Annotated in this window: 22 protein-coding genes; 16 read left to right on the forward strand and 6 right to left on the reverse strand. The window is 27.0% G+C overall.

All coding sequences use genetic code 11. The features are described 5' to 3' along the window. Positions 1-44: 44 nt before the first annotated feature. Positions 45-887 carry a ComEC/Rec2 family competence protein gene (locus CSBG_RS04425; protein WP_008677428.1) on the reverse strand — a complete coding sequence of 281 codons (843 nt, stop codon included), beginning with the start codon at positions 885-887 and terminating at the stop codon, positions 45-47. A 180-nt stretch (positions 888-1,067) separates the two neighbouring features. Here CSBG_RS04425 and CSBG_RS04430 point away from each other — a divergent pair, with 180 nt between their 5' ends. From CSBG_RS04430 to CSBG_RS17670, 3 genes are all read left to right on the forward strand, one after another. Further along, positions 1,068-1,781 (forward strand): lysophospholipid acyltransferase family protein, encoded by a 714-nt coding sequence (locus tag CSBG_RS04430; protein ID WP_008677430.1) that lies wholly within the window; start codon positions 1,068-1,070, stop codon positions 1,779-1,781. Between the two features lie 360 nt (positions 1,782-2,141). After that, complete coding sequence (locus CSBG_RS04435) at positions 2,142-3,890, forward strand: phosphoenolpyruvate carboxykinase (RefSeq protein WP_008677432.1); 1,749 nt, start codon at positions 2,142-2,144, stop codon at positions 3,888-3,890. A 119-nt stretch (positions 3,891-4,009) separates the two neighbouring features. Continuing rightward, positions 4,010-5,368, forward strand: coding sequence for a DUF2334 domain-containing protein (locus CSBG_RS17670; protein ID WP_008677434.1), 1,359 nt, complete (start codon positions 4,010-4,012; stop codon positions 5,366-5,368). A gap of 99 nt (positions 5,369-5,467) precedes the next feature. Here CSBG_RS17670 and CSBG_RS04445 read toward each other — a convergent pair whose 3' ends face one another. Then, positions 5,468-5,674: a DUF378 domain-containing protein gene (locus tag CSBG_RS04445; RefSeq protein ID WP_008677436.1), complete on the reverse strand. Its 207-nt coding sequence runs from the start codon at positions 5,672-5,674 to the stop codon at positions 5,468-5,470. A gap of 69 nt (positions 5,675-5,743) precedes the next feature. Then, positions 5,744-6,211, reverse strand: a complete 468-nt coding sequence (locus CSBG_RS04450; protein ID WP_008677437.1) for an Lrp/AsnC ligand binding domain-containing protein — start codon at positions 6,209-6,211, stop codon at positions 5,744-5,746. 284 nt (positions 6,212-6,495) lie between these two features. Between CSBG_RS04450 and CSBG_RS04455 the strand changes: the two genes are divergently transcribed. Further along, the gene (locus CSBG_RS04455) at positions 6,496-6,828 is read left to right on the forward strand and encodes a hypothetical protein (RefSeq protein ID WP_008677440.1); all 333 of its coding nucleotides are present in this window, start codon (positions 6,496-6,498) and stop codon (positions 6,826-6,828) included. Positions 6,829-6,913: 85 nt separating this feature from the next. Here the strand turns inward: CSBG_RS04455 and CSBG_RS04460 are convergent, their stop codons facing one another. Then, positions 6,914-7,942 carry a hypothetical protein gene (locus CSBG_RS04460; protein WP_008677442.1) on the reverse strand — a complete coding sequence of 343 codons (1,029 nt, stop codon included), beginning with the start codon at positions 7,940-7,942 and terminating at the stop codon, positions 6,914-6,916. Positions 7,943-8,067: 125 nt separating this feature from the next. On the opposite strand from CSBG_RS04460, the gene CSBG_RS04465 reads away from it, so the two are divergent. From CSBG_RS04465 to CSBG_RS04490, 6 genes are all read left to right on the forward strand, one after another. Next, positions 8,068-8,568: a gamma carbonic anhydrase family protein gene (locus tag CSBG_RS04465; RefSeq protein ID WP_008677443.1), complete on the forward strand. Its 501-nt coding sequence runs from the start codon at positions 8,068-8,070 to the stop codon at positions 8,566-8,568. 14 nt (positions 8,569-8,582) lie between these two features. Further along, positions 8,583-9,425: a S1-like domain-containing RNA-binding protein gene (locus tag CSBG_RS04470; protein ID WP_008677445.1), complete on the forward strand. Its 843-nt coding sequence runs from the start codon at positions 8,583-8,585 to the stop codon at positions 9,423-9,425. 242 nt (positions 9,426-9,667) lie between these two features. Beyond that, positions 9,668-10,006, forward strand: a complete 339-nt coding sequence (locus CSBG_RS04475) for a hypothetical protein (RefSeq protein ID WP_008677447.1) — start codon at positions 9,668-9,670, stop codon at positions 10,004-10,006. Positions 10,007-10,116: 110 nt separating this feature from the next. Further along, positions 10,117-10,917, forward strand: coding sequence for an amino acid ABC transporter substrate-binding protein (locus CSBG_RS04480; protein WP_008677449.1), 801 nt, complete (start codon positions 10,117-10,119; stop codon positions 10,915-10,917). 50 nt (positions 10,918-10,967) lie between these two features. Further along, a complete protein-coding gene (locus tag CSBG_RS04485) occupies positions 10,968-11,609 on the forward strand; it encodes an amino acid ABC transporter permease (protein WP_035285646.1) in 642 nt (213 codons plus the stop codon). 12 nt (positions 11,610-11,621) lie between these two features. Then, positions 11,622-12,299: an amino acid ABC transporter ATP-binding protein gene (locus CSBG_RS04490; RefSeq protein WP_035285027.1), complete on the forward strand. Its 678-nt coding sequence runs from the start codon at positions 11,622-11,624 to the stop codon at positions 12,297-12,299. Between the two features lie 183 nt (positions 12,300-12,482). Here CSBG_RS04490 and CSBG_RS04495 read toward each other — a convergent pair whose 3' ends face one another. Then, the gene (locus CSBG_RS04495) at positions 12,483-15,104 is read right to left on the reverse strand and encodes a cation-translocating P-type ATPase (protein ID WP_008677451.1); all 2,622 of its coding nucleotides are present in this window, start codon (positions 15,102-15,104) and stop codon (positions 12,483-12,485) included. Between the two features lie 152 nt (positions 15,105-15,256). Between CSBG_RS04495 and CSBG_RS04500 the strand changes: the two genes are divergently transcribed. From CSBG_RS04500 to CSBG_RS04520, 5 genes are all read left to right on the forward strand, one after another. After that, on the forward strand, positions 15,257-15,679 hold the full coding sequence (locus tag CSBG_RS04500) for a YaaR family protein (protein ID WP_008677453.1): 423 nt from the start codon (positions 15,257-15,259) through the stop codon (positions 15,677-15,679). A 174-nt stretch (positions 15,680-15,853) separates the two neighbouring features. After that, the gene (locus tag CSBG_RS04505; RefSeq protein WP_008677454.1) at positions 15,854-17,572 is read left to right on the forward strand and encodes an ABC transporter ATP-binding protein; all 1,719 of its coding nucleotides are present in this window, start codon (positions 15,854-15,856) and stop codon (positions 17,570-17,572) included. 125 nt (positions 17,573-17,697) lie between these two features. After that, positions 17,698-18,012: a thioredoxin gene (trxA, locus tag CSBG_RS04510; protein ID WP_008677456.1), complete on the forward strand. Its 315-nt coding sequence runs from the start codon at positions 17,698-17,700 to the stop codon at positions 18,010-18,012. A 17-nt stretch (positions 18,013-18,029) separates the two neighbouring features. Next, on the forward strand, positions 18,030-18,887 hold the full coding sequence (locus CSBG_RS04515; protein WP_008677458.1) for an NAD(P)/FAD-dependent oxidoreductase: 858 nt from the start codon (positions 18,030-18,032) through the stop codon (positions 18,885-18,887). A 391-nt stretch (positions 18,888-19,278) separates the two neighbouring features. Then, positions 19,279-21,015, forward strand: coding sequence for an oleate hydratase (locus tag CSBG_RS04520; RefSeq protein ID WP_008677461.1), 1,737 nt, complete (start codon positions 19,279-19,281; stop codon positions 21,013-21,015). A gap of 215 nt (positions 21,016-21,230) precedes the next feature. Here the strand turns inward: CSBG_RS04520 and CSBG_RS04525 are convergent, their stop codons facing one another. Continuing rightward, positions 21,231-22,067, reverse strand: a complete 837-nt coding sequence (locus CSBG_RS04525) for a VanW family protein (RefSeq protein WP_008677463.1) — start codon at positions 22,065-22,067, stop codon at positions 21,231-21,233. 297 nt (positions 22,068-22,364) lie between these two features. Here CSBG_RS04525 and CSBG_RS04530 point away from each other — a divergent pair, with 297 nt between their 5' ends. Next, positions 22,365-24,263: a PTS sugar transporter subunit IIA gene (locus CSBG_RS04530; RefSeq protein WP_008677466.1), complete on the forward strand. Its 1,899-nt coding sequence runs from the start codon at positions 22,365-22,367 to the stop codon at positions 24,261-24,263. Positions 24,264-24,272: the final 9 nt, after the last annotated feature.

Consider the following 24,272-nt stretch of genomic DNA (forward strand, 5'->3'; position numbering starts at 1 on the left):
AAAATCTTAAATGATAGATGCTCCTAATATTTTAGGAGCATCTATCATTTTAAAGATAAACCATCTGATGTTATTACTATGTTTCCATTTATATCTGTTCTATAAATTTTAGTTTCTTTTAGTCTTGATAAAACAGTATCAGTTGGATGACCGTAAGTGTTATCTTCTCCTACTGAAATTACTGCGATGGAAGGATTACTTGCCTTTAAAAAATTTTCGGAAGTTGAACTAGAAGATCCATGATGGCCTATTTTTAATACATCACATTTCAAATCAAAACCAGCATTTAAAACTTCGTTTTCAGAAAGTTCTTCAGCATCACCAGTAAATAAGAATGAAGTATTTCCATAAGATATTTTTACAATAGGAGAATAATTATTTAAATCTTCATAACTGTTAGAGAGCGGAGAGAAAACATCTACTACTATATTTTTACCAAGATCTATTGATTTTATATTTGCTTTTAGTACTTTGATTTTTAAATCTTTTCGAATAAGAGATTCTACCATTGTCTCAAAAGCCTTTGTAGAATTCTCAACTTTAGGTGCATAAAAATTTAATACATCAAAATTATTAATTATGTAGCTCATATTTCCTATATGATCTTCATGGGGATGAGTTGCGATGATATAATCAAACTTAGATATATTTAATTTTTTCAGGTATTTTTTTAACTTATCTTCAGATTTATTAGGTCCAGAATCAATAAGTAGATTCTTGTTATTAACTTGAATTAATATAGAATCACCTTGGCCAACATCAATGAAATGTACTTGAAGGGTATTTTTATTAATTTGTATATTAGTTTCTTTGGTATTTATGCTACATTGAAAAAGTAAAATTATAAGAATGAAATTTAGGATTATATGAAATGATTTTTTTATCAATTTTTATCTCCTCGAATAAAATAAAATTTAACTTATTGGGTATTTAAGCAAAGTATTTTAGATAAAAAAATAATATATGAATATATACATATATTATAGACATATGATAATAAAAATATAATTGAAGAAAAAAATATAAGCATTTATAATAAAGTAAGAAATAAAATATGGTGGTGAAAAATGATGAGTATTTTTAAGATTATAAATTATGGTATATATATGATATTTATGCAATTCAAAGCAATAAAGCGTTTAATTTTAGAAAAAACAAAAGGTGAAAAAGCAGCAGTAGATTATAGTGGGAAAGTTGGGGAAGATTGGGCAAGATACACAATACATAATACTCTTAATATGAATGTTACTATAAGAGGAAAAGAAAATATTCCAGATGTTCCATGCTGTTATATAGGAAATCATACTAGTATTCTAGATATTCCTTTATTAATAGATTCAGTAGGAAAGTGTATGGGGTTTGTTGCTAAGAAGGAAATGGTGAAGGCTCCTATATTAGGGTATTGGATGAAAAAGTATAATTGTGTTCCTTTAGACAGAGAAAATGCAAGGGAAGCAATTAAAGTTATAAGACAAGGTGCAGATAATATAAAAAATGGCTATAGTATGGCTATATTTCCAGAAGGAACAAGAAGTAAGGATGGAAAGCTAAGAGAATTTAAAAAAGGGAGTTTAAAATTAGCTACAATGGCTAAGGCACCTGTAGTTCCAGTTTCTATTGATGGTGCATATAGGGCTTATGAAATAGATAGAAAGTTTAAATCAATAGATATAACAGTTACATTTGGGAAGCCTATATATACTGAAAATCTAACTAGAGAAGAAGAAAAAGGGTTAATGGAAAAGGTTAGAGAAGTAATATCAAAAAATTTAGGACAATAAAAGTATAATAAGAATAATATATAAACTATACCGTTAAAAGAAATTTAAGGTATAGTTTTTTTTATAAATAAAAAAATATCCACATTATAGAAAGTATATTTTGTTTAAGGTTCGGAAGGGTATAGATGTTTTATAGTATTATAATAAAAATATTCGCAAATTTGATGAATTTATAAAAATAGATTAAAAAAACTAATGTGATTACGTTTTCTTTGTTAAGAAATATAAAAAAGTCATAATAATTTTAGAAAAATGAAAAAGACTTCTTCCTAAACTTGCAAAATGTATGTTATAATATAAAAAATTAGTGCGAAAATGAAATTTTTAAATTATATATATTTCAAAAAAGGGGGCAAGTGTATGCGTAAAGAGTTTTCAATAAGTAATGATAAAGTATTAATTAATTTTACAGCTAAATATTGTAGTACATTTGAAGAATTAGTAGAAAGTGAAGGTTTTAGAAAGGTAATTGAAACTTACTTAAAAAAATCTAAAAAGAAAGTTACATTAAGTTGGAGATATTTAAGGTCAGGTTTAAAAACAGAAGATGTTTCACAAATATCAAAAAATTTATCTAAAATATTTAAATATTGCACAGTTATGAATGTGGATGAAATTGTTGAGGCTAATCCTAATTATCACGATTTATTTTTGGATAAAGATAATTTTATAGCATTTGTAGAAGATCTATATTTATTCTGGAGAAGATTAGAAAGATACACAATAATTCATAGCAATAAACGTCAAGATGGATTATCAGCAGTAAGTTTTACTCAAGCTAACTCATCATTATCTAACTTAATATTAAAGTTGTATAGAAAAGTTGAAAAAAATGTATTAGGATATAAACCAAATGTATTTAGGCAAATACCTGTTGGAGGAAATGCATCAATTATAATTAACAAAATTCTATGGCCACTTCCAAAGGGATATGAAGCTTTAGAGGATATAGAATTTATTGATAGCATCTTATTAGAAACTCCATTCATAACATACCCTAAGAAAAATACTAGAAGTGGAATTTTTACAGAAATAGATACTAACCCACTGACATATGCATCTTTAAATAAAGATCATTGGTTCTGTTATCCAGCTAAAGTAGGTGAGCTTATAGCATTTATATATTTCCATAGAGACTTTATGCAGCATGGAATAACTTTATGTAACTTATTTGAAATGGCTAGATGTGAAGAGTATAGAGGTAAAAAACCAGATTTAGTCTATGTATTTGGAGCAACAGATGATGAAAATGAAAAGAAAACTGTATTCTATGATGATAAAGAAAATGATATTATGGTTGGTTACGTTAATCATTCTGTAGATATTGATTACTTTGGATATATGAAGAAAATGACACTTACATTACACAATCTAGTAATGATAAAGAGAGGATATTTACCTATACACGGGGCAATGGTTAATATCGAACTTAAAGATGGAAATACAGCAAATGTTGTTATAATGGGAGATAGTGGAGCAGGAAAATCAGAAAGTTTAGAGGCATTTAGAGCGTTAAGTGAAGATTATATTAGTAATATGACAATTATCTTTGATGATATGGGAACATTTAAAGAAGTAAATGGAAAGATAATTGGATATGGAACAGAAATAGGAGCATTTGTTAGATTAGATGACTTGGATCAAGGATATGCTTTTAAAGAAATTGATAGAAGTATATTTATGAATCCAGATAAGATAAATGCTAGACTGGTAATGCCTGTTGCACCATATAAGGAAATAGTAAAAGGATATGAAGTTGATTTATTCCTTTATGCAAATAACTATACAGAAGTTAAAGAAGGAGAAAAATCAATTGAATACTTTAAAACTACAGAAGAGGCTATAAAGGTATTTAAGTCAGGAGCAAGGATGGCTAAGGGAACAACTTCAGAGAAAGGGTTAGTTGAAAGCTATTTTGCAAATCCATTTGGACCAGCTCAGAAACAAAAGGAAACAGATCTATTAATAGAAAAATACTTTGATGATATGTTTAATGGAAATGTAAAAGTTGGACAAATAAAAACTTGTTTAGCTTTAGAAGGTCAAGAAAAAGAAGGACCAAGAAAAGCTGCAATAGAATTATTTGATATTATAAAGAAATTGAAATAAATTATTAAGAAAGCCTACTTTAAAAGTAGGCTTTTTATATGTAGAATATAAAATTAGTAGTATATATTATACCAATTATATTAAACTAATTAATTTATCTATAAGGGAGATAGAGGGTTATGAAAAGAAGAGTTAAAATTTTTTTTATAATACTATTAGTTATTTATGTTTCGTATTTATTTAGTTTTTTTGAATTAAATAGATATCAAGTGATTTCAAAATATTCGAATACTAGAGGAGCAGAGTTCTTGAAAAAAGAAGCATTATATAGAAAAAATTTAAATGATGCGACGAATACTAAAAAAGTCCCGTATAGTATATGCTTTATTTTCTTAAATAAAAAAATGAAATTTAATAATGATGTATTATATGAAAACAATAGATTGTATATACCGGTTTCAGAATTTTTGAAGTATTTTGGAGATAGCTTAAAATCAAATGATGATACTTTGAAAATAGAAAGTATTACTGATATAGATATAAATAATAGAACATACATAGAAGATAATGAAATTAAAAGCTTGAGAGGAGATATATTCAAGAAAAATAATGAATATTATATATCATTTTTTGACTTATGTGAAATTTTAAAGGTTAATACTTACTGGGATTACGATAAAAATGATATATACATATCAAAAAGATTAATAAATGGATTTAATGATGAAAATATTAAAAATGATAACAAAAAGAAAAAGGGATTTCTAAGGTTTGAAGATTTTACTGCAGGAGATGTTTATGTTACAAAATCAGCACTTGAAAAAGTGAGAGCAGTAGTGGATTATATGTATGAAAATGAAGAAGATTTTAGTATAGGGTGGATACCAAGATATATAAATAATACTAATAATATAGATAATGATATATCAAAAAATGAATCAATGCAAAATTCAAATTTTTTATTTACATTAGATTATATTGTAAATAGAAGTGGTAGAATAGGTCTTCATGGATATACTCATCAATATAAAGAGAGTAATAGCGTTTCAGGATATGAGTTTGGAGATGATGGATATAATGATAAAGAAGAAGTCAGAAAAAGAGTAGAAGAGGCAATAAGGATATCAGATAAACTCAATATACCAATTGACTTTTGGGAGACACCTCATTATAAGGTAACAAATGATCAACAAAAGATATTTGAAGAATACTTTAAAATAATTTATGAACCACAAATAGGAGTATATAATAAAGAGATAATTACTAGCACAAATAATAGGGTTACAAAATATATTCCAACATCAATGAGTTATGTAGATGATGATGGAAAAGGTATGATTGATAGGATAAAGAATAAAAAAAAGGATGAAGAACTTAGCTTATTTTATCATCTAAGTATAGAAGTGAAAAGTGTAGATGTTTCAGTAGATGATAGTGGAAATATAAAATGTTGTTATAATGAAAATTCAATTTTAAAAAAAATAGTAATGTGTATAGATAACTTAGGTTATGGTTTTGAGGATATTAAAAATATATAGTAATGCATCATATAATAAAAGATAAAAATTTATATAAATTAAGAGAGTGTGAAAAATCACACCCTCTTAATTCAAATTAAATACACTGTATTATATTGATTAGTTAGAGCCCATAAATCTATCTTTAGCAAAGAATGATAGAGAATATATTCCTGCTATTCCAACTAAAGCATAAATTATTCTACTAAATGCAGTCATTGTTCCAAATAGTGTGTCAACTAAATTAAATTGAAAGAATCCAATTAAACCCCAGTTAACAGCTCCAATTATAACTAAAATAAGTGCTATAGAATCTAAAACTTTCATAAAAAAACACTCCTTTTAAAATAGGTTTACAATAAATAGTGTAACCAAAAGGAATTATTTTATGTATTATTATATAGATATATTTCTATCAATAGGTTGATCTAAAGAAATTATTGTATCTGTTCTTTGTATTCCATTAATAGTATTAATTTTATTTAATAATATATCTTGAAGATCAGTAATATTTCTACAAACAACCTTAGCAAAAATAGAATAATTTCCAGTTGTTAAGTGTAATTCAACAACTTCTTTAATTCTAGATAATTCATTAAAAACTGAATCAAAAGAAGAAGTTTTATCAACGTATATTCCAACAAAGCAACACACATCATAACCTAACTTAGGTAAATTTAAAAGGATTCTAGTTCCTTTTATTATTCCTAGTTCTTCCATTTTTTTCATTCTAACATGTATTGTACCTCCACTTACATGGCAAATTCTTGCTATTTCTAAGTAAGGAGTTCTACAATCTTTTATTAATAAATCTAGTATTTGTAGATCTAATTCATCTAATTGATAGGTCAAATTTAAACTCATAAAATCACCTCTTATTAACATTTTATAATTTCTTTCTTTATTCTATCAAAAAATTTATTAAAATAGAAGGGAATTATAATAAATTTAATAAATTTTAATGAAATTATTAATATATTAGTAATAATTAGTAAAAGATGGGTGTTTGAAATGTATTAAAAATTTTATCAGTTATAATATAAAATAAAAATAGTAATGTTATAAATATTTAAAGGCATATATCTTGAAAATATATATTATTTCTTTTAATATAGTATATAGAAGCTTTTTAAAGGAGGAGTAATACCGTGCAAATATTATTTTCTATAGCATATATTGTAGCGACTATTGCAGTGATGATAATGCTATTTACTTTAGGGAAAAAATATGTTTTTTCAAAAGTAAGAATCAACAAATGGATTCCATTAGCTATATCTTTAGTTTTATTTGGAGTTCAATTTTTTGTTAAGACAAGTAATGTATGGATAAATATGGGTCTTTCCATAGTAATAGTTTGGTTCTTCTTATGGTTCTTTGATATTCAAAGTACTGGTGGACCAAAAAAGAAGGAAAAGAAAATTGAAATAAGACCTAAGGCTAAACCTAACAGAGTAAAACATATGCAAGATCAAAAAAAATAATTTGAGTTTTGAATATAAATATGGCATGCAATTATGAAGTAAACATAATGCATGCCATATTTATTTTTATATTTAATTTTTAGATTTACAACACTATATTTTCAGGGTTATTTATAAAAATAGGAGAGCTAAAAGCAACTTTATTATTTTCCTCAATAACTTTTATTATATACCAAGTTTCGTGGGGTTCCCTTTTATGCTCATATAGATACTTAATACTACTCAAATTAATATTTTCAATTGTTCGTATTACTGTTCCTTTATTAGTTATTATTTGAATTTCTTTTATTTTATATTTAATATCTTCTGTAAATATCATAAATCTAAGCTTATCATCAGAAATAGTAATTTCTTCACCCATAAAGTTATCATTGATAGTAAAATATAACTTTAAATATCTTGATTCAGTTGAATATGTTCGCTTTTCTCTAAAGGAAGATATAATATCACTAGTAGAAAAACTATTACAAATGCAAACTGTCAAGTTTTCAGAATCACCAAAATTAATTCTATGGTTATCTTGACCATTAATAGCACCAAGTTTCCAGCCATCATCTAATAAGCTAAAATAGTAGCGATCATGCCTGGTATATTTACTAGCAGGATTTCCATTTCCAACTTCTATAGATGTGATTAATTTATTTAATACTGGGTTATAAGGTAATGCTTTTATATTTTTGTGTGGATGATTTATAGAAATAAAGGCATCAGGATTATTTAACATCCATAATGCTAGGACTTTTAAATCTCTTACGCTACCAGTAAAAAAGTTTGAAGAATTCATTATATTTAAATCTCCATAGAGATAAGTCTTACATTCAAAACCAACTAGTGGTAGAAAACTATCATATTTCTTTTTTATTTTTGAGGCATAAACCTTAGTTCCTTGGAACTTAGAGTATTTATCATCTTTAATAGATATTTCACTAGATAAATAAGAGTTATGATCTGTTATAAACATAAAATCTAATCCAGATCTATACCCATACTCATAAGCTTCGATGGGAGAACCTTTACCAGTTGAAAATTCAGTATGAGAGTGTGGAATACCATAATAAAATTTTATGTTACTTTGATCAAATTCTTTTAATTGTTTATGTTTTTTTCTTCCCAAAATAAGCTCCTCAATAAATTATTACTTATCTATATATAGTATTGAATAACTATAAATAATGACAATAATATTCAGTAATGATAAAATAACTTTAAGGATTACTTACTAGATTGGAGGAAGTAAAATTGATAAAAGATTTTAATGGAATAAAACCAGTAATACATAAAACTTGCTATATATCTGAGAGTGTTGATATAATAGGGGAAGTTGTTATTGAGAAGAATGTGAATATTTGGTTTGGATCACGATTAAGAGGTGATATGAGCAAAATATATATAGGTGAAAATACCAATATTCAAGAAAATTCAGTTGTTCATGTTGATGTTGATTTTGAAACTATTATAGGTAAAAATGTGACTGTAGGTCATGGAGCTATAATTCATGGATGTACAATTTCAGAGAATGTTTTAGTAGGAATGGGGTCAATAATATTAAATGGAGCGAAAATAGGAAAGAATACTATAATAGGAGCTGGTTCTTTAGTACCTCAAGGTAAAGAATATGAAGAAGGAGTTCTTATTCTTGGAAGTCCAGCAAAGGTTATAAGAAAGCTTACAGATGATGAAATTGAAAGTATAAAAAAATCTGCTAATAATTATGTTGAGTTAAGTAAAAAATACTTATAAAATCAGGAGGAAAAATGATTAATATAGGAAAATACAATGTTTTAGAAGTTAAAAGAGAAAAAGAATTTGGGTTTTATTTAGGAGATGAAGGAAGAATAGATGTATTACTTCCTAAATCTATGACAGAGGATAAAGAAATACAAGTAGGAGATAAAATAGAGGTATTTGTATATAGAGATTCAAAAGATAGACCAATAGCTACCTTTAAAAAACCTTTAGTTACTGTTGGAGAAGTTGCATATTTAAAAGTGGTATTCCAAACAGAGTTTGGAGCATTTGTTGATTTTGGGCTAGATAGAGATATTTTTGTTCCAATAAAAGAGCAAAGATTTAAATTACATACAGGAAGTAAATATTTATTTTACATATATGTAGATAAAACGGGAAGATTAGCAGCAACTACAGATGTAGAAAATTATTTATTAAATGCGCAAGAAGAAGAAAAGGAATTTAAAGTTGGAGAAGAGGTTATAGCTCAAGTTTATTCAAAAAGCCAGGGTGGAACAATTCATGTAGCTATAGATTCAAAGTATAAAGGAATAGTATTACCAAATGAATATTACATGGAAGTTTATCCAGGAACTGAAATGAAGTTAAGAATAAAAAAAATATACGAAGATGGAGTTATAGGTTTAACTCCAAGAAAAACAAGGTTGAATGAAAGAGAACAAATTCAAGAAGATATACTAAAATACTTAAATAAAAATGGTGGTTTCATGCCATTTAATGATAAATCAAATCCAGAAGATATTAAGGCTACATTTAATACTAGTAAAAACTATTTTAAGATGGCTTTAGGTGGGTTGATGAAGAGGGGAAAAATAGTTCAAGAAGAAGAAGGAACGAGATTAAAGTAATTTTAAAAAGAGGCAGTTTGTACTGTCTCTTTTTTACATATTAAATTATCAGTAGAAAAATATATAGAAAATGAAAAAGATATTAATAGAATAAATTATTTATTCCTAGAATAAAATCAATATTTATAAAAGTGAGAAAATTAGATAAATCATATAAATATATAATAAAGTTAAAATAATAAGAATAGGGAGTTTTTAAAGTGTTAATAATAGTAATGTATATAAAAAGGAGCTAGATTTTAATGACTAAAAAAAATAAAAATGCAGATATAGTAATTTCAATATTTATAATATATAATTGCTTTTTAGCTATTTTTTCAAATATTATTAGTACTAATTTTAAATATGAAAATTTTATTATGCTTGGAGTGATATATTTAACTTCTTTAATAACTTATTTTTTAACTATAGAAAGTTCAATTGTATTTATTATATTTATAGATTTTATTTATTCAAGCATAATTTTATACAGGCATTTAGTTAAATTAGAAGAATTGCAATTAAGTACTTTTTATTGGATATTATTAATTCCTATTACAACAACTATTATATATAACTTAAGAAAAGTAATTAAAGGTTAAAAATACAATAATAAAAATAAAGTATTGTATTTTTTTTTATTGACTTTATTACTTTACTGTGATAAAGTAATAAATAAGTAAAGAGTATGAAGAACAAGGGGGATTTAATTATGAAAATAGTAAAAAAAATATTAATTACTTCATTATTAGGATTAATGTCATTAGCATTAGTATCTTGTGGAGAAAAGAAAATTGAAAATTCTATGGAAAAAGAAGAATTAGTATTGGGGTTTGATGATACTTTTGTCCCAATGGGTTTTAAGGACAAAAATGGTGAATATACAGGGTTTGATATAGAACTTGCAAAAGGAATTGGTGAAAAATTAAATAAAAAGATTATATTTCAACCTATAGACTGGAGTATGAAAGAAACAGAACTTAACAATGGCAATATAGATTTTATTTGGAATGGATATAGTGTAACTAAAGAGAGAAAAGAAAAAGTTGCATTTTCAAAGGAATATTTAAATAATAGACAAGTCATCATAACATTAGCTAATTCAAAAATTAATTCAAAAAAAGAATTAAAAGATGCTGTAGTTGCTGCCCAAAATCAATCGAGTGCAGTAGATGCAATAGAAGCTGATGGGGATATAGTTAATAGCTTTAAAGATGGAAAAATAGTTACATTTGAAACTAATAATGAAGCTTTGATGGATTTAGAAGCAGGAAGAGTAGATGCAGTTGTTGCAGATGAAATATTAGCTAAATATTATATAAACCAAAGAGGAGCAGAAAAATATAAAGTGTTAGATGAGGATTTTGGTAAAGAATCATACGCAGTAGGAATGAGAAAAGATGATAAAGATTTAGTTGAAGCTTTTAATAATGCCTTTGATGAACTAGTAAATGAGGGCAAAGCAGGAGAGATATCAAAAAAATGGTTTGGAGAAGATATAATAGCTAAATAAACTTATAAATTACTAAATTAATTTAAGACGAGGTGTTTTATTTGGAATTAATAAACGAAATAATAGCTTTTATTCCACAAGTCTTAGAAGGGTTAAAAGTTACAATAGAAATATTTATAATTACTTTGATTTTATCTATACCATTAGGGGGCATAATTGCACTTGGAAGAATATCTAAAGTAAAGATAGTAAATTCAATAACAGGAGTATATGTATTAATTTTAAGAGGAACACCTCTTTTATTACAAATTTTATTTATATTTTTTGGACTACCATTAATAAATATAAGTATTCCAAGATTTCCAGCAGCTATATTAGCAATGGTATTAAATTATGGGGCATATTTTGGAGAAATATTTAGGGCTGGAATTTTATCTATAGATAAAGGACAATTTGAAGGGGCAGAGGTATTAGGATTAAGTAAAAAAGATACTTTCTTTAGAATTATAATGCCGCAAGCACTAAAAAGAATATTTCCACCAGTTGCAAATGAAATTATTACTTTAGTTAAAGATACCGCTTTAGTTTATGTTGTGGGGTTAGATGAATTATTAAAAGTAGCAAAGATAGCTTCCAATAGACTTTCATCTATAATGCCATTTGTAGTGATAGGTGTTGTTTATTTATTGTTTAACGGGTTAATAACAAAAGTGTTAGAAAGCATTGAAAAAAGATTTAGTTACTATCAATAGGAGGGCTGGCTTATGCTAAAAATTCAGGGATTAAAGAAGAACTTTGGTAAATCTGAAGTTTTAAAAGGAATAGACTTAGAAGTGAAAAATGGAGAAATAGCAGTTATAGTTGGACCTTCTGGTAGTGGTAAAACAACTTTATTAAGGTGTGTAAATGGATTAGAGTTTTGTGATGAAGGAACAATAGAAATAGATAATAAATTTTTATGTAAAGAAGGGGACTATAAAGAAAAGCAAGAATTTAATGAAGCGCGAAGAGAAATTGGATTAGTATTTCAAAACTTTAATCTATTTCCACATATGAGTGTACTAGAAAATTTAATTGAAGCACCTAAAAGAGTTTTAGGAGAATCTGATGAATTAGCAAAGAAAAATGCAACAGAAATTTTAGGGTTTTTAGGACTAAAAGATAAATTAAACAGCTATCCATACGAACTATCAGGTGGCCAAAAACAAAGAGTTGCAATAGGGAGAGCATTAGCATTAAATCCAAAGTTAATGTGTTTTGATGAACCTACTTCTGCATTAGATCCAGGTCTAACAGGTGAAGTAGCAAGTTTAATAAAAAGCCTTGCAAAAGATGGTATGAGTATGCTTATAATTACTCATGATATGATATTTGCAGAAAAAGTAGCAGATAAAATTTATTCTATGAATAATGGAAAGCTTAAAGATGGAAACATTTTTTAATGGATAATGAATAAGATATAATTAATGAGAATATTAAAAAATGAAAGAATTACGGAATAAACTTCGTAGAAGTTTAGAAAATTTATTTTTCTTAATTTAGCAAGCTAAATTATTTCCTTAATTCTTTCATTTTATATTTAATACTAAAGTGTTAAATTAAATTTTCATTCTTTAATTATTTTATTATTTTTTGTCCTTCATTCTGAAGAATATCTTTATTATTTCATTTATAACAAATGGAATTAAAGATATTAATATTACTATTCCCCAATCTGTAAGTGTTAATGGATAAACTTTAAAGACTGATGCTGTAAATGGTATTGTTATTATAGCAAGTTGTAGTAAAATGCCTAATAAAACTGAACCAATGAGCCATTTATTTTTAAACACTCCAACTTGGAATAATGATTTAGTTTCATTTCTCATAGCTAGTGAGTAGAATAATTGTGAAACGCTAAGTACAACAAATGCCATAGTTTGTGCATGTCTTAATGAATCTGAATATAAATATTCTCCAAGTACAAAAGCAAATAATGTATTTGCACCTATCAAAATACCATTTAAAATTAGTAGCTTACCCATTCTTCCAGCAAATAAGCTTTCTTTTGGATTTCTAGGTGGAAGTTCCATAACGCCTTTATCCCCAGGATCAACACCAAGTGAAAGAGCAGGAAAACTATCTGTAATTAAATTTACCCAAAGAATGTGTATTGGTAATAGTGGAGCAGCCCAATTTAATAATATAGCAACGAATAATGCAACTACTTCTCCTAAGTTACAACTTAATAAGAATAAAATGGATTTTTTTATATTATTAAAAATATTTCTTCCTTCTTCTACAGCACTAACTATAGTTGTGAAGTTATCATCAGTTAATACCATATCAGCAGCGCCTTTTGCAACGTCTGTTCCTGTTATACCCATTGCAACTCCTATATCAGCTGCCTTTAAGGATGGGGCATCATTTACACCGTCACCAGTCATAGAAACAATATTCCCATGAGCTTTAAATGCTTTAACAATTTTAACTTTATGCTCAGGTGATACACGAGCAAAGACTCTATAATTATTAACTATCTTAGTGAACTCTTCATCTGAATAGGTATCTATTTCACTACCAGACATAGCTTCTGAAATATCATTAGCAATTCCGAGTTCTTTAGCAATAGCTACGGCTGTATTTTTGTGGTCACCAGTTATCATTATTGTTCTAATTCCAGCATTTTTACTAACTTGAATTGAACCTTTTACTTCTTCTCTCGGAGGATCTATCATTCCCATAAGACCAACAAAAATTAAATCTTTTTCAAGGTCATCTATAGCAACATGTTCAGTATCTATAACTTTATATCCTAATGCTAAAACTCTTAATGCATCGTCAGACATTAAATTTGAAGCCATTAGAACCTTTTCTTTTTCTTCTTTTGTAAAATCTTTAATTTCTCCATTAATTAATATTTTATTAGAGATTTTTAAAATACTGTCTATGGCTCCTTTAGTAAATACATTAAATCCTTTATCATAAGTATTTACAGTGGTCATAAGCTTTCTGTCAGAATCAAATGGAATTTCATTTACCCTCTTGTGTGCTTTATTTAAATCTTCTTTAAATATGTTAATTTTATTACCTACATCAATTAATGCAACTTCTGTAGGATCACCAGTTTGAACACCATCTTTTGAAGTAGCATCATTACATAGAATCATACCATCAACTAATAACTTACTTTCATCATTTTTAATATCTATTTCTTCTAAGTTCTTAGTTTCTCCATTAATATAGAATTTTTTTACTGTCATTTTATTAATAGTTAATGTACCAGTTTTATCTGAGCAAATTATATTAACAGAGCCTAATGTTTCAACAGAAGGAAGTTTTCTAATAATAGCATTTTCCTTTATCATTCTTTGAACTCCAAGAGCTAAAACAATAGCAACTATTGCAGGCAGTCCTTCAGGGATAGCAGCTACAGCTAAGCTTATAGAAGTCATAAACATTTCAAGAAAATCTCTACCTTGGAACATAGATACTATAAACATAACAATTGAAATTCCGACTGCAGCAAATCCTAGAGTTTTACCTAACTGAGCCAATTTCTTTTGAAGAGGAGTAGTATTCTCATCTTCTGCATCTAACATCTTAGCAATTTTGCCTATTTGAGTATCCATACCGGTAGCTATTACTATACCAGTTCCTCTACCATAAGTTGCTAGGGTCGACATAAATGCCATATTATGCTGATCTCCAATTGGAACATCATTTTCTTCATTTATAATATCTGAATTTTTTTCAGCTGGAACAGATTCACCTGTAAAAGCTGATTCCTCAATTTTTAAATTAGCAGATTCAATTAATCTTAAGTCTGCTGGAATATATCTACCCGCATCTATTATTACAATATCACCAACCACCACTTCTTCTGATGGTATTTCAATAATTGAGCCATCTCTCTTAACAAGAGCTTTGGGTGTTGACATACTTTTTAATGCTTCTAAAGCTTTTTCAGCCTTGGATTCTTGAATAACTCCAATTATTGCATTAACAAAGATTACGATCAAAATAATAATTGCATCACTTATTTCTCCTACAATTGCAGATATTACTGCTGCAACTAGTAGAATATAAATCATTGCATCATTAATTTGGGATAAAAAAAGTTGAAAAGTAGATTTTTTCTTTTTTCCTTGAAGTTTATTTGGGCCATTTTTTTCCAATATTAATTTCGCGTCTGCTGAGGAAAGTCCATTAATTACATTTGAGGACAACTCTTTAATTATTTCCTCGGAGCTTTTATTAAACCACATTTAAATACCTCCAAACTTTCTAAAATTTGTAAAAATAAATTTCTTATATAAGTATAGCATATTTACTTTTATTAATATTAATACATGGAAAAAAAAGTGAGAGAAAAATATTTTTTGATGATATAATATCTTATAGAGAAAGGGTGACGATTATGGAGATAGGTAGAATAAATAGAAAAAGTCCAGTTAAGCAAGATAGAAGAGTAGTATCAGAGAAAAAAGATTTTTCACAAAGTTTTAATCAAGCTAAAGAAAGAAAATCTGAAGAACAATTAAATCAAATGATTGAAGAAATACATAAAAAGGGAAATAGATTAGTAATTACTAAAACATATGGTGATGTCATAGCTTATAAGAAGTTAATAAAAGAATATTTAGAGTCTATTTTAAAGTTTATGTATGATACTAAAAAAGATATAAGCTTTTGGCAAACACAATACTTCATAACAATAGATACTATAGATCAAAAACTTGAAGAGATTACTAAATCTCTTTTAAAGGGTGAAGGAGATAATTTAAATATAGCTGCTTCTATAGATGAAATTCAAGGACTAATAGTTGATATATATAGATAGGAATAACATAAAATAGATTATTAAAAATGGTTATATTTATAAATAGAATATATCAGCATCTTTAATAATAGGTAAATTATTTCAAAATAATAAAGATTCCTTGAAAATTATTATCAATAAGGCTATTATTAAATAATAACAAAAATATAATGTAGTAATAGAAGGAGGTTATTTATGGTAAAGAGATTTATTAGTTACTATAAGTCATACAAAAAACTATTCTTTTTAGATATGTTTGCAGCATTTATTGCAGCAGCATGTGATCTTGTTTATCCTATGATGACAAGAACTTTAGTCAATGATAGCATTCCAAATAAAAATATAAGAATGCTAGTAGTATTTGGAGTTACTTTATTAATCATATATTTAATAAAAGCAGCTTGTGGTTATTTCATGCAATATTATGGACATGTTATGGGGGTGCATATGCAAGGGGATATGAGAAAGGACATGTTTTTACATCTACAAAAACTACCTAACTCATATTTTGATAATAATAGAACTGGGGACTTAATGAGCAGAATGATAAATGACCTTATGGAAGTATCAGAGCTTGCTCACCATGGACCTGAGGACTTGTTTATTTCTCTTGTTATGTTAATTGGTTCATTTACTGTATTATGTACAATTAATATACCATTAACTCTTATTATATTTGCCTTTATACCTTTTATTGTGTTATTTACTTGGAAGCAAAAAAATAAAATGATGAATGCTTTTATGGAAACTAGAATAGAGACATCGGCAGTAAATTCAAATTTAGAAAACTCTCTTTCTGGTATAAGAATAACAAAGGCTTTTGTATCTCATGATCATGAAATAGATAAGTTTGAAAAAGGTAATAACAAATTTAAGAATGCTAGATCAAGAGCTTATAAGGTTATGGCTGAATATTTTGCAGGAGTTGGCTTTGGAATAGATATATTAGATTATGTAGTATTAATAGCAGGTGGTATATTCACATATTTCGATATAATAAATTTAGGAGATTTCTTTGCTTATCTACTATATATAAAGCTATTCACACAACCAATTAAGAAGCTAGTTAACTTTATGGAGCAATATCAAAATGGAATGACTGGATTTAAGAGATTTATATCTATAATAGATGAAAAGATTGAAGATGATGGAAGTTTAGAATTAAAGAATATTAAAGGTCATATAAAATTTGAAAATGTTCATTTTAGTTATGATGAAAAGAGTATTTTAGAAGGAATAGATCTAGATATAGAACAAGGAAAAATGCTTGCATTAGTAGGACCATCAGGTGGTGGTAAAACAACTTTTTGTAATTTAATTCCTAGATTTTATGATGTAACAGAAGGAGATATAACTATTGATAATATAAGTATATATGATGCTACATTAGAGTCTTTAAGAAGAAATATAGGAATAGTGCAACAAGATGTATTCTTATTTACTGGAACAATAAAAGATAATATATTATATGGAAAGCATGATGCTACTGATGAAGAAGTGGTAGTAGCAGCTAAAAGCGCGAATATACATGAATTTATTATGTCATTACCAGAAGGATATGATACTTATATAGGAGAAAGAGGGGTAAAACTTTCAGGTGGTCAAAAACAAAGAATTTCAATTGCAAGGGTATTCTTAAAAAATCCACCTATATTAATTTTAGACGAAGCAACATCAGCATTAGATAATACAACAGAATATATGATACAAAAATCTTTAGAAGAATTGTGTGCAGGAAGGACTACTATAGTTGTAGCTCATAGATTGTCAACAATAAAAAATGCAGATGAAATTTTAGTGTTAACTGATAAAGGAATTGAAGAAAAGGGAAGTCATGAAGTTTTATTAAAGAAAGAAGGATTATATAAAGAATTATATGAATCTCAATTTTTACATTTAAAAAATAGTAAATAAAAGAGTTTTTATTGGGAAGAATAAAAAGGTAAAATTAACCCTATAATCTATTGACTATAAATAAATAATTGTGTAAAATAAATACAAAGGATACCCCTAAGGGGTATATTAGGAGGTAAATTTATATGGTTCAACATGTATCAGAAACAGACTTTAATGAAGTAGTACTAAAACATGAAGGAGTTGTATTAGTAGACTTTTGGGCAACTTGGTGTGGTCCTTGTAAAATGATTGCTCCTGTATTGGAGGAAGTGTCTAATGAAGTAAATAATGCAAGATTTGTAAAAATTGATGTAGATGAAAATCCAAATATAGCTAATAAATATCAAATAGCAAGTATTCCAACTTTAATGATATTTAAGAATGGTGCTCCAGTAGAAACTTTAGTTGGTTTTATGCCGAAGGATTCTTTAAAAGAAGCTGTAGTTAAACATCTATAAAATAAAGAGGTAGAAAAGTGAGCGAAAGATATGATATTGCAATAGTAGGTAGTGGTCCAGCTGGTTTATCAGCAGCCTTAAATGCAAAGATAAGGAATAAGAAATTCATTATCTTTGGAAATAAGAATCTAACTAATAAGCTTGTTAAAGCACCTAAGATTAATAACTATTTGGGCTTTTATGGAATAACAGGAGAAGGTGTTAAGGAAAGGTTTCAAGAGCATCTACAGGCTATGGATATAGAAATAACAGAAGAAAGAATTAATAGTATTTATGCAATGGGGAAGTATTTTGCTTTAATGGCAAATGATAAAACTTTTGAAGCAAAATCTGTTATTTTAGCAACAGGAATAGAATATACAAGACCTATAAAGGGTGAAGAGGAATACTTAGGTAAGGGTGTAGGATATTGTGCAACTTGTGATGCACCATTATACAAAGGTAAAGTAGTAACCATAATAGGCCATAACAAGGAAGCCGAGGAAGAAGCAAATTATGTTTCAGAGTTAGCTGGAGAAGTATATTATGTTCCTATGTATAAAGGTAATTATAATTTAAGAAATAATATAAAAGTAGTAGAAGATAAGCCGCAAGAAATAGTTGGTGAATTAAAGGTAAATAAATTGATCCTAAAGAATACTGAAATAGAAACAGATGCAGTTTTTCTATTAAAAGATTCAATATCACCAGGACAGCTAGTTCCAGGTTTAAAAATAGAAGAAAATCATATCTTTGTTGATAGACTTATGAAGACAAATATACCAGGATGCTTTGCAGCTGGTGATTGTGTAGGTAAGCCATACCAATATATAAAATCTGCAGGGGAAGGTAATATAGCTGCCCTTAGTGCTGTTCAATATTTAGATAAAATTTAAAAAGTAAATTAAAGTGAAGCTATATCAAAATAGGTTTTGACATTAGCTAATAAAAAAGGGAAGTTCTAATTTGAGCTTCCTTTTTTGCGCATATATATAATAGATAAAAATTTCTGTTTAAGTTTTAAAACATCTTTAAGCAAGTAAAATCAATGGTTTAAAAGGGGATAACGAAACGCGAGCCTCTTTAGAAAAATAAAAGACTAGCCTTTTAGGAAAAAGATTATAATGTTTAAATATGTGAACAAAATGTTAAGAATAGATGTATAAATTATAAAAAATAAATAAAATTAGACACATGATAAATATTGTCTAAATACTTTATTATTTGGGTAAACTATAATACTAATTAGATAGACAAATAATATATAAAGAAAGTTGAGGGATATTTATGGGTAAGAAGTCAAAAGGTAATATAAATCCATTATTAGCAGTTGGAGCTATTGCAGGAGCAGCAGCAGTTGCTACTTTGGCAGCAAAGAAGATGAAGAAAGGTGAAGAAAAAGAAGCATCATTTGTAACATTCACTCAAAATTTTAATGAAAATAATGAAAGACAAGTATATTTTGTTGGTGGTGGTTTAGCATCTTTAGCAGGAGCTGCATATCTAGTAAGGGATTGTAATTTTAAAGGTGAAAACATTCATATAATAGAAGGAATGCATATATTAGGTGGAAGCAATGATGGAGCTGGAGATCTTATAAACGGATTTGTATGCCGTGGTGGAAGAATGTTAAATGAAGAAACATATGAAAACTTTTGGGAACTATTAAGAAGTGTACCATCATTAGAAATGCCAGGTATGAGTGTTACAGAAGAAATATTGAACTTTGACCATTTACATCCAACACATGCACAAGCACGTTTGATTGATAAATATGGCGTTATACAAGATGTAGAAAGCATGGGATTTAATAATACAGATCGTATGGCACTTGGAAAATTAATGATTACTCCGGAAGAAAAATTAGATGATTTAACAATTGAAGATTGGTTTAAGGATACACCGCATTTCTTTACAACAAACTTCTGGTATATGTGGCAAACAACATTTGCATTCCAAAAATGGTCTAGCTTGTTTGAGTTTAAGCGCTATATGGAACGTATGATATTTGAATTTTCACGTATTGAAACATTAGAAGGTGTAACACGTACTCAATATAATCAATATGAATCAGTTATACTTCCATTAAAAGCTTATTTAGATGGGTTTGGTGTTGATTTCAGTATAAATGCAACTGTTACAGATTTAGATTTTAAACCAGGTGAAGGTATAACAGTAACAGCAATGCATATAGAAGATGAAGATGGAGAAAAAACAATTGAATTAAATGATGGGGATATTTGTATAATGACTAATGCTTGCATGACTGATAGTGCAACATTAGGAGATTTTAAAACAGCTCCTGAATATAACCCAGATAAACCAATTTCAGGAGAACTCTGGTCAAAGATTGCTAATAAAAAGCCGGGACTTGGAAATCCAGAACCATTCTTTGGGCATCCAGATGAAACTAATTGGGAAAGTTTTACCGTAACATGTAAAGGGAATAAATTATTAAAACTTATAGAACAATTTTCAGGTAATGTACCAGGTAGTGGAGCATTAATGACATTTAAAGATTCTAATTGGTTAATGAGCATAGTTGTAGCAGCGCAACCACATTTTAAAAATCAACCAATGGATACAACAATATTCTGGGGATATGGACTTTACACAGATAAAATTGGAGATTATGTAAAGAAACCTATGAGAGAATGTACTGGTGAAGAATTATTAATTGAACTTTTACATCACTTACATTTTGAAGATAAAATAGATGAAATAATGGAAACTGTAGTAAATGTAATTCCATGTATGATGCCATACATTGATGCACAATTCCAACCACGTAAAATGACTGATAGACCTAATGTAGTACCAGAAGGTTCAACTAACTTCGCGATGATAAGTCAATTTGTTGAAATTCCAGAAGACATGGTATTTACTGAAGAATACTCAGTACGTGCGGCAAGAATAGCGGTTTATACATTATTAAATGTGAAAAATAAAAAAGTAATTCCAGTAACACCTTATAAGAAGGATCCAAAAATTTTATTAAAAGCATTAAAAAAATCATATAGCTAAAATGAAAAAAATGAAAGAATGAAAATTTAATTTAATACTACAGTATTAAATATAAAGTGAAAGAATTAAGGAAATAATTTAGCATAGCTAAATTATAAGAAAATAAAATTTTTCTAAACTCCGTAGGAGTTTATTCCACAATTCTTTCATTTTTTCATTCTTTCATTAAATATAAAATTCCCTGAGTTTTCACACAAATTATCAATTATGCATTATCAATTATCAATTGTTACCTTTCCATTGTCTAAGTATGGTTGGTACATCATAAATGCATGATTTTCAGCAACATACTCATCATTAATTTCTTCACCAACAATATTAAAAACTTTTCTATGTATTACATTATTTCTAATGTAATGTCCATAAAATCCAGGAGCTATTGAATGTTCTTTTTCATAAATTTCATATCTATAATTACATTTTTCAATTGAACGCCACTCACCTACAAGCTTCTCATTTGTAAGATATAATTTAAGCTGATAAGGCTTATTTGTAGTATTTTTAATCTCTAAGTCCAAATAATTAAAAAAGCATGTAGCACCAGAGCCAAAAGGTTGTGTCCTATTTACATCAGGAAAAACATCATGACTATGCCTATATCGTTCAGTAACAGCTAGAGGAGTATGTAAAGTAATCCAATAAATTAAATTAGATAATTGGCATAATCCCCCACCAACACCAGGTTTAAAATCACCATTAGGGCAAAGAACTACCCCATCTTTATAACCTTTTCTATAAGTAGGCTTGCCTATTAGTTTCCAGTAAGAAAAGTATTCACCAGGCATAATAGTAACACCATCCAGCTTTTTTATTGCTAGTCTTAAATTATCAACTTTATTGCGTTGCAAATACATGTCAACATTTCTTAACTTTCTATAAAGAGGTGTACTGTGAGTGAAAATTACATACCCTAATTCTTCTTTATTAATATTTTTACTATATTTATTTTTAGAGAGCCACCAGTAAAAATATTTTCTTATCCTATAGTATGTTTTTCCTAAAAATAACCTTAATTTACTTCGATTAATGGGCTTTTTTTCAATATAAGACATAACTTCAGCTCCTAAGATATAATACAATATAATTGTAAGATAATAGAAAAGCATGTGCAAGTAGTTAAACTTTATTTTTAATTATAAATAAAGTACATTTACAAAGAGTAATAGAATAATAAAAGTATATAAAAGGTATACAACTTAACAGCTAATTTGAAAAGAATATGGAATAATGAGAGAGAAAATGATTTTAATTTCTAATTATAGTAGAAAATTATGACCTTTTAAAAAAGTTGTAGATTATATAAAATTATAAATATAAGGTTGAAATTGATTTCATTAAAGGAGAATAATATGAGGAACAGGAAAATATTAGAGCAATTGTTTAATAGTGATACGTATCTAAATTTAGATTACTTTGCAGACTTCTTTAAAGTATCCACAAAAACCATTAGTAATAATATGAAATATTTAATAAAGGATGGAAAAAATAATGGTTTTGATATAAGGCTGAAAAGAGCTAGAGGTTATTATATAGAAATAAATAATAAAGATGCATTCAACTCTTATATTGAAAAAATATCATTTAATGAAACTTTCTCACCAGAATATAGGACAAGTTATATTATTGTTTTACTTTTATTGAATAGAGACTTTATTACTATGGATTATTTAGCTGAAAAAATTAGTGTAAGTAAATCAATAATAAAATCAGATATGAGAAAAGTAGAATTAGAGTTAGATAGTAGAAATATAACATTAGAAAAGAAGGCTCATTATGGTATAAAAATACAATGTGATGATTATACGAGAAAAAAGTTTATCTTAATGTATTATGAAGATGGAAATGAGTTTATAAATAATTATATAGAAAATGGACTAAAGGAAAGAAATTTTAAAGTTATAGAAAATAAATTAATAGAACTATTAAAAGAAAATAGTTTAAATACTAACTATATAGAATTAGAACAAATAAATTCTTTTATTAAAATTACAATTTGTATTCATAATGAGGTATATAATAATTATTTTAATTATGAAAAAGAAAAGTCAACATATTTTAGAGTTGCTGATGAGTTAAGTAATACTATAGAAGAAATATATGATATAAAATTAAATGAAAATGAGTTAATAGATTTAAAAAAGTATTTAATAAAGAAAACCAAAAAATTTACTTATAATGAAATATATATTGAAGATTTACGTAAAGACATAGAAAGATTTGTACAGGAAATTGATTGTGAATATGATACTAATTTCTATGAAGATGAAGAATTTAAGAAAAATTTATTATATCATATTTCCTTATTAATAAATAGGTTGCAAAAGGAAACATCATTTAGTAATCCTTTAGTTAAGGAAATAAGTATAAAATATCCTACAATATTTGATATTGCAATTAAATTTTCAAATGAAATAGAAGGAAAATATAAAATAAGCATTTCCCAAGATGAAATAGGATTTATAGCAACTCATTTTGCAGCACATCTAGAAAAAGAAATTTATAATAAAATTCGTAACTACAATAAGATAGCAATAATATGTTCTAGTGGAAAAGGCAGTGCACTATTAATGAAATTAAAATTAGAGATGTTATTTTCTTCAAGTGATATCAGAACATATTCTTTATTAGATGAAGATGAAGTGGAGAACTTTAATCCAGATATAATATTTACTAATTGGCAATTGAGCCGAGGGTTTAAAATGCCAGTTGTATACGTTGATGAACTAATTGACGATTTAGATATATTGAGAATTAGAAATATAATTAAAATGAAAAGAACTAGTAATAGCTTTATTAAAACAAACAAAGAGTTTATGAATTTGTTTAAAAAAGAAACCTTTCGGGTAGTAACTAAAAATAATAATTATATGGAACTATTAGAGGAGATGGCAAAGGGAGTTGAAGCATTAGGATATGTAGATGAAAATTATGCTTCATATATTATAGAAAGAGAAGAGTATATGTCAACAATATATGATAATGGAGTAGCTATTCCTCATCCTATAAATATCTGTGGCAAAGATAATTTGTTAAGTGTTGCAATAATAAAGAATAATAATTTTACTCACAATAAAAAACCAGTAAAAATAATTTTTATGGTTGCTTTAGAAAAAGGGAATATGGATTACCTTGGAATGGTAACCCAAATATTATTTGAAATAATGAAAGATGAATATTTAGTTGAAAAGTTAAGAGGTTCAGAAACCTTTGAAGATTTTTTAATAAATCTAAATGAAATAAATATTTAGGAGGAGTTT

The sequence above is a fragment of the Clostridium sp. 7_2_43FAA genome (assembly GCF_000158375.2).
GTDB lineage: Bacteria > Bacillota > Clostridia > Clostridiales > Clostridiaceae > Clostridium > Clostridium tertium.

What these genes read in the sequence shown, in the direction of transcription:
- CSBG_RS04505 (WP_008677454.1), top strand. Translation starts at nt 15,854, where the DNA reads ATGGTAAAGAGATTTATTAGTTACTATAAGTCATACAAAAAACTATTC.
- trxA (WP_008677456.1), top strand. Translation starts at nt 17,698, where the DNA reads ATGGTTCAACATGTATCAGAAACAGACTTTAATGAAGTAGTACTAAAA.
- CSBG_RS04430 (WP_008677430.1), top strand. Translation starts at nt 1,068, where the DNA reads ATGATGAGTATTTTTAAGATTATAAATTATGGTATATATATGATATTT.
- CSBG_RS17670 (WP_008677434.1), top strand. Translation starts at nt 4,010, where the DNA reads ATGAAAAGAAGAGTTAAAATTTTTTTTATAATACTATTAGTTATTTAT.
- CSBG_RS04450 (WP_008677437.1), bottom strand. Translation starts at nt 6,211, where the DNA reads ATGAGTTTAAATTTGACCTATCAATTAGATGAATTAGATCTACAAATA.
- CSBG_RS04480 (WP_008677449.1), top strand. Translation starts at nt 10,117, where the DNA reads ATGAAAATAGTAAAAAAAATATTAATTACTTCATTATTAGGATTAATG.
- CSBG_RS04445 (WP_008677436.1), bottom strand. Translation starts at nt 5,674, where the DNA reads ATGAAAGTTTTAGATTCTATAGCACTTATTTTAGTTATAATTGGAGCT.
- CSBG_RS04435 (WP_008677432.1), top strand. Translation starts at nt 2,142, where the DNA reads ATGCGTAAAGAGTTTTCAATAAGTAATGATAAAGTATTAATTAATTTT.
- CSBG_RS04520 (WP_008677461.1), top strand. Translation starts at nt 19,279, where the DNA reads ATGGGTAAGAAGTCAAAAGGTAATATAAATCCATTATTAGCAGTTGGA.
- CSBG_RS04525 (WP_008677463.1), bottom strand. Translation starts at nt 22,067, where the DNA reads ATGTCTTATATTGAAAAAAAGCCCATTAATCGAAGTAAATTAAGGTTA.
- CSBG_RS04475 (WP_008677447.1), top strand. Translation starts at nt 9,668, where the DNA reads ATGACTAAAAAAAATAAAAATGCAGATATAGTAATTTCAATATTTATA.
- CSBG_RS04495 (WP_008677451.1), bottom strand. Translation starts at nt 15,104, where the DNA reads ATGTGGTTTAATAAAAGCTCCGAGGAAATAATTAAAGAGTTGTCCTCA.
- CSBG_RS04470 (WP_008677445.1), top strand. Translation starts at nt 8,583, where the DNA reads ATGATTAATATAGGAAAATACAATGTTTTAGAAGTTAAAAGAGAAAAA.
- CSBG_RS04490 (WP_035285027.1), top strand. Translation starts at nt 11,622, where the DNA reads ATGCTAAAAATTCAGGGATTAAAGAAGAACTTTGGTAAATCTGAAGTT.
- CSBG_RS04500 (WP_008677453.1), top strand. Translation starts at nt 15,257, where the DNA reads ATGGAGATAGGTAGAATAAATAGAAAAAGTCCAGTTAAGCAAGATAGA.
- CSBG_RS04530 (WP_008677466.1), top strand. Translation starts at nt 22,365, where the DNA reads ATGAGGAACAGGAAAATATTAGAGCAATTGTTTAATAGTGATACGTAT.